The organism is Mycobacterium sp., from assembly GCF_032162605.1.
Classification (GTDB): domain Bacteria; phylum Actinomycetota; class Actinomycetes; order Mycobacteriales; family Mycobacteriaceae; genus Mycobacterium.
The window spans coordinates 1-5722 of the sequence record NZ_JAVROT010000105.1 but is presented as its reverse complement, the minus strand read 5'-3'; the positions used below and the strand labels follow the sequence as shown (position 1 = coordinate 5722).

Below are 5722 nucleotides of genomic sequence, written 5' to 3'. Positions count from 1 at the left end.
CCAGGGCTACAGACATCAATCGGACCTTGCCGACGGCTAGGTACCCCGCGCCGGCCGGTCGCACCCTTCATTGCGTTTCACGCCGCCGGTGCCGTCCGGCTAAACTAGTGGTCGACGGTCTGCTGCGGGATGGCGAGAACGGGGATGTCCGAGTGTGCGACGACCGCGGCCGCGACACTGCCCTGCAAATGGCCTAGCAGCCCGCTGCGGCGGTGCGGCCCGACCACGATCAGGCTCGCGTCGTGTTCCTCGGCGGCCTCGACGATGCCCTTCCAGGTTGGCGTCGCCTCGACGGCGATGCTCCTCGCCAGGAATCCGGCGTCGTCGGCGAGCGATGCGCCGTGCGCGGCGGTCCGTTCGGCGGCTTGCCGTACCTCGAGGGCCCGGTCGGCGTCGAAGTGGGTCGTGTCGGTCGGCGTGAACCCGACCTCGACGGGCTGCCACACGCACACGACCAGTGCGTCTCGTCGTGGAAACAGCTGGGCGGCGGCATGCGCGATCGCGAACGCGGCGAGTTCGGATCCGTCGTAGGCGAAGAGAACCGGCCCGTCTTGGGCCGGAATACCGCGTTCGTTCGACGTCGTGACGCTCGGGGCCGTCTTGACCGCGGCAGAGGGGGAGGGCAGGCCGGGACGCAGTCTGGCCAGTAGCGGTGGCGAGTACCAGGCCGGCGAGTCGCCGTCGATGAATTCGTCCAGGTCGGGGCGTTGCGGCCGTGCTCCGCTGAGCACGTAGATCGCCACACCGAAGACGGCGCCGCCGACGGCGAGCCCGAAACCGATCCATAGCGCGTAGCCGGTCCCGACGTTGAGGTCGGCGGCAGCGGTCACCGCGAAGTGAGCGAGGATCGGCGCGACCATGAACGCGGCCACCGCTCGTAGGAGTTCGATGATCGCGAAGACGCGCTGCAGGCTCGCCGATTGCAGGGAGAAGCCCGCGACGAACAGCGCGGGTGCGACGGTGGCGCCCAGTGCGAGGCCCGTCAGTGCCGAACCGAGCAGGACCAGGGGCTGGTTGGCAGGCAGGGCGATGCGGAACACGACGATTCCGGCTGCGAGCAGCGCCATGCCCACCAGCGGTAGATAGTGCATCGCCGTCCGGGAAATGACGATGCCGAACACGAACGCCATGACGATGGCGCCGCCGAGTTCGGGCAGGTAGAGCAGCCCGACGTGGACGGGGCTGTAGGTCTGCAACAGCACGTTGGCCGTCAGCGCGGTCGCTGCGACCGAGGCGGCCGCGGCGAACAGCGCGACGCCGACGCCGGCGACCGGGATCGAACTGGTCAGCATCGTGCGGATCGTGAGCAGCGGGCGGCGGGCCCGGAACTGGTAGACGATCAGGGCCACGATCAATGCGAGGCCACCGAACAGTGGGGCGCTCACGGCCGCGTCGGTGAATCCGTGGGTGGTGAGTTGCGCAGCGCCGATGAAGCCGGCGGCGCAGCCGAGGGCCGCCAATCCGATGGCCCACAGATCCCGTGGTGCGCCGAGGTCGGCCGGTGGGGCGTCGTCGAAGGTCAACGCGGCCATCACCAGGGCGGTCAGTGCGATTGCGGCGACGATCCAGAACAGCGGTCGCCAGGCGTGTGCCTGTGCCTGCACGCCGCCGATGAACGGGCCGAGGGCAACCGCCCCGAACACGCACATGTTCATGATCACGGCGGTGTAGCGCAGTTTGTCCTTCGGAAAGCCGATCGTCAGCGGTGGCGCGGCGGCGATCAACAGCATGCTGGTGGCCAAGCCTTGCAGGACGTGTCCACAGATGAACATCGCCGGGTTCTGTGCGGCCGCGGCGAGCACCGACCCGAAGACGAGGACGACCGCGTAGCCGAGCAGCATCCTGCGCTGCGGCAGGTGCTGGGCGAACTGGACTGCCAGCACTGTGCCGACGGCGTAGGCCGCATTGCCCAACCCCGAACTCAGGCTCAGCGCCTGGGCGCTCATGTGCAGTTGTTCGGAGATGATCGGCACCAGCGGGTCGAAGGCCGCGGACAACGCCAGGTACGGAATCAACGCGAGCGTGACCATGGCGGCGACCGCCGGATACCGCCCCGCCAGTGGGCCCTGGCGCATCAGCCCCGCCCACCGCGGTCTGGAAGGACCATTCGGCGAGGCCTCGCATCAGTGGGGGGGTTGGTCAACCGAGTCGGGCCGGGCACGCGTCTCTCCAACTTCATCGGGGCGGGGTTTGTTCCCGCGCAGTAGCTCGTCGTCTGCACGTTCAGCCGTGGGGGCACGGCCGAGCGAAGCTTCCGTGGAACGAGCGCGGGCAGCAGCATCGGTGCCGATTTCGTTCGCAATGCTATCGACCTATTCGCCGCGGGGGGAATTCAAGCCGCCACAAGTGATCTGGGACACCCGTGGTGCCAGGTCTTGGCCCCATGACCGGTTCACGACTACCGCGTTCGGGTCGACGTGGTGATCAGAGCGAAGCCGAACTGCCAACGCTCGACGATGCGGAAGTTCATCCGGTACGGGATTTTCAGTGCATACCCCGCAGACGCACAGCAACACAGGGCCGGGGGAGAAAACCGAAGGACGGCCCTCCGCGCGCCTTGCGGTCAGCTTCCCGACGGGTAGGGCGGGTACTGGCCCGATTTCAACGCTAGTGCCAGATGTGCCGCGTTGCGGGCCGCGGCCGCGGTTGCCGAGGCGACCACTTCCGGTACCTCGTCGAGGTCGTTGTAGTCGGTCTTCTGCATCGCGGAGCGATTCCAGTACGTGCAGCCCTGCGCCGGAATCGTGTAGCCGACGTCGTTGAGACCCTGAAAGACGTCGGCGACGATCTTGTGTGCACCGTCTTCGTTTCCCACCACTGCGACAATGGCGACCTTGCCGGCCAGAACCGGGCGCCCGGCGTCGTCGGTTTCGGACAGTTCGGCGTCCAGACGCTCGAGGACACGCTGGGCGACACTGGACATGTGGCCCATCCACGTGGGCGTGGCGAACACCAGAATATCTGCGGCACAGACCCTTTCGCGCAGACCGGGCCACTGGTCGCCGTCGCCCATGTCTGCCTCGACGCCGGGCTTGATGTCGTAGTCGACGCAGCGGGTGACGTCGCCACTCACCCCGGCGTCGCCGAGTTCGGACAACAGCTGCTCGGCCACCAGTTGGCTGCTCGACGGCGCCGGGCTCGGTTTGAGGCTGCAGATGAGCGCGAGTGCGTCGAGCGGGATGTCGGTCTGGACGGTCTGGACGGTTTGGACGGTCTTGCGGGCTGATATCCGGCAACGATTCGTCGGAAACGGCGTCCCCCGACCGCGCGCTGTGCGAATGTCCGATTCGACCGTAGCGACGAAACGCCGGACGGGACCCTTCGCTGAACCCGATGATGGCGGGGTGGTAAACATCAACATCGTCCTGCCGTCGTCCAATGCGCCAGAGTCGAAGGCGCTCTACGACAAGGTGCGTGAACTGACTGCGGATACCGATTCCAGCGACGAGGACGTACTGAGCACCCTGTTCAGCGGGCTGTTCAACATCGTCGCCAAACTCGAGTCGCAGAGCCAAGACGACGACTGACGTCACATAGGTTGCTGCGCGACTCCAGCCAAAGCGAGCCGGGGAGTCCGCCCTTGTAGTCAGACTGATGGCATGCCCGGCGTTCCGTTTCACCCTGAGTTGCGCCGTATCGGCCGGGCGTTGCCCAAAGCGGTGATCACCCCGTTCAGCCTGAAGTTCATCCGCAGGCTGACGAGACTTCCTCACCGGCGCCCGCCGAAGGGCGTCGAAGTAGTCACCTTGGAGTCCGGTATTCGGCTATGGGTCTATCGCGCCCCTGGGAGCGCTGCCGGTCCGGGTCTGCTGTGGATCCACGGCGGCGGGTACCTGATCGGCAGCCCCGGCCAGGACGACGAGCTGTGCCGCCGCTACGCACACGTGCTCGGTGCCACCGTCGCGTCGGTGGACTACCGACTGGCACCCGAGCACCAGTACCCCGTGCCACTGGAGGACTGTTACCTCGCGCTGTGCTGGCTGGCCGATCAACCCACCGTGGATCGGTCCCGCGTAGCGATCGCCGGTGCCAGCGCTGGCGGCGGGCTGGCGGCCGCCCTAGCGCAGTTGGCACACGATCGCGATGAGGTCCATCTACAAGGCCAGTTGCTCGCCTATCCGATGCTCGACGATCGCACTACCGAGCGGACGGACCTAGACCAACGCGGGATGCGGCTGTGGGACAAGGCCAGTAATCGGTTCGCGTGGGCCGCATACCTTGGTAACGCGGACCCGCAGCTCGCGGTCCCCGCGCGTCGGGCGGACCTGAGAGGACTCCCGCCCACATGGATCGGGGTCGGCACGCTGGACCTCTTTCACGACGAGGACCTCCGTTACGCCGAGCGGTTGCGCGAGGCGGGCGTGCCGTGTCACGTTGAGGAGATACCGGGCGCGTTCCACGGCTTCGATGGCCTCGCGCCCAAGACGAAGGTCTCGCAATCGTTCTTCGCCAGCCAGTGCGCCATGTTGAGGCGAGCCTTGGCCCCGCACGCCGCCTGAACAAGCAGGCGAGGCCGACATCGCCTGACGTTCCGATTGTTGGGATCGGTAGATGCTTCTGCGTTCTGTACTCAACGCCATGACGAGGCCGACCAGGCAGCGCATCGCGAAGGGAATGCAGCAATGAATATCGTGCCCACCCGCATCGAGGAACAGATCAACCGCGTCGACCGCACCAGGAGTCGGGGCATCGGCATCGCCTGCGGCGTCGTCGCGCTGTGGTGTGCCTATCGTCTGCTCTGGTTGCTCTATGCGGCTACGGCGTTCTCCAGCGTCGGCATCTCTGCGGTGTCGCTGGTCTTCCCCTTCGTCCTGTGGGGCGTCATCGGTGTCGTCGCCGTCATCGGGGCGGTCGGGTTCCTCGCCAACGCCAAGCGGACCTGACTACGGCGACGGCTGCCAAATGCGACATGCTGGATTGGCGGAGAACCGTTCGGGCAGAGCGAAATTGGCGACGAACGGTCACCGGGTCAGCGGCTGAACTTCTCAATCGCGTCCTTGGTGACCGGTGTGAAGTAGTTGACGAGGTTGCCGTCGGGATCGCGGAACAGGATGGAGCGGTTGCCCCATGGCATCGTGGTCGGAGCTTGCACCCACTCTGCGACCATGGGCCTGAGCCGTTCGTATTCGCCGTCGACGTCGTCGACGGCGAACTCGATGATGACGGTGTGATTGTCGGCGGCCCTGGCGGCGCCCTCGCCGAAGGCAGTAACGGTGTCCGTGTGGCCGATCGCCAGCGTGAACGACGGCATGTTCAACTCGGCGAACTGCGGCGTGTAGCGCGTGGCTTCGATGCCGGTGATTCGTTCATAGAAGCCGACCACGCCGTCGACGTCATCGGTGATCATGCGAATGGAAACGAGGTTCATGGCGCCTTCTCCCTTGGTCGACGTGAAACGCTACGCTACCGTAGCGTAGCGCTATGACAGAATGACACGATGCCCCGGGAACGTGAGGCCAGCGCGGTGGACGGTCGGATCAGGAAGTCCCGGGATCGCGTCTTGACCACCGCGTTCGAGATTCTCGGGCAGAGCGGGATCGGGGGATTCAGCGTCGATGAAGTCGCCCGTCGATCGGGGGTCGCGAAGACCACGATCTATCGCCACTGGGCATCTCGTGAAGCACTCGTCCTCGACGCGGCCTCGCGGATCAGCGCCGAGCAGGACGTTCCCGATTCGGGCTCACTGGAGGGTGACCTCGTGGCCATCCTGGTCAACCTTGGT

7 protein-coding genes are annotated in these 5722 nt (G+C 66.2%); 4 read left to right on the top strand and 3 right to left on the bottom strand.

Annotated features, from left to right (window positions below; translation table 11 throughout):
* Positions 1–104: 104 nt before the first annotated feature.
* On the bottom strand, positions 105–2075 hold the full coding sequence (locus QOI01_RS06470; RefSeq protein ID WP_526379356.1) for an MFS transporter: 1971 nt from the start codon (positions 2073–2075) through the stop codon (positions 105–107).
* Between the two features lie 488 nt (positions 2076–2563).
* A complete protein-coding gene (locus QOI01_RS06465; protein ID WP_526379357.1) occupies positions 2564–3181 on the bottom strand; it encodes a flavodoxin family protein in 618 nt (205 codons plus the stop codon).
* Positions 3182–3344: 163 nt separating this feature from the next.
* Between QOI01_RS06465 and QOI01_RS06460 the strand changes: the two genes are divergently transcribed.
* The 3 genes from QOI01_RS06460 to QOI01_RS06450 all read left to right on the top strand — a co-directional run bounded on the left by QOI01_RS06460 (position 3345) and on the right by QOI01_RS06450 (position 4883).
* On the top strand, positions 3345–3527 hold the full coding sequence (locus QOI01_RS06460) for a hypothetical protein (RefSeq protein WP_526379355.1): 183 nt from the start codon (positions 3345–3347) through the stop codon (positions 3525–3527).
* Positions 3528–3599: 72 nt separating this feature from the next.
* Positions 3600–4499 (top strand): alpha/beta hydrolase, encoded by a 900-nt coding sequence (locus QOI01_RS06455; protein WP_526379354.1) that lies wholly within the window; start codon positions 3600–3602, stop codon positions 4497–4499.
* Between the two features lie 123 nt (positions 4500–4622).
* Positions 4623–4883, top strand: coding sequence for a hypothetical protein (locus tag QOI01_RS06450; protein WP_526379353.1), 261 nt, complete (start codon positions 4623–4625; stop codon positions 4881–4883).
* An 86-nt stretch (positions 4884–4969) separates the two neighbouring features.
* Here QOI01_RS06450 and QOI01_RS06445 read toward each other — a convergent pair whose 3' ends face one another.
* Positions 4970–5368 (bottom strand): VOC family protein, encoded by a 399-nt coding sequence (locus tag QOI01_RS06445; RefSeq protein WP_526379352.1) that lies wholly within the window; start codon positions 5366–5368, stop codon positions 4970–4972.
* 69 nt (positions 5369–5437) lie between these two features.
* On the opposite strand from QOI01_RS06445, the gene QOI01_RS06440 reads away from it, so the two are divergent.
* On the top strand, positions 5438–5722 hold a 285-nt coding region (locus QOI01_RS06440), incomplete at its 3' end, for a TetR/AcrR family transcriptional regulator (RefSeq protein WP_526379351.1).

What these genes read in the sequence shown, in the direction of transcription:
- QOI01_RS06450 (WP_526379353.1), top strand. Translation starts at nt 4,623, where the DNA reads ATGAATATCGTGCCCACCCGCATCGAGGAACAGATCAACCGCGTCGAC.
- QOI01_RS06455 (WP_526379354.1), top strand. Translation starts at nt 3,600, where the DNA reads ATGCCCGGCGTTCCGTTTCACCCTGAGTTGCGCCGTATCGGCCGGGCG.
- QOI01_RS06445 (WP_526379352.1), bottom strand. Translation starts at nt 5,368, where the DNA reads ATGAACCTCGTTTCCATTCGCATGATCACCGATGACGTCGACGGCGTG.
- QOI01_RS06470 (WP_526379356.1), bottom strand. Translation starts at nt 2,075, where the DNA reads ATGCGCCAGGGCCCACTGGCGGGGCGGTATCCGGCGGTCGCCGCCATG.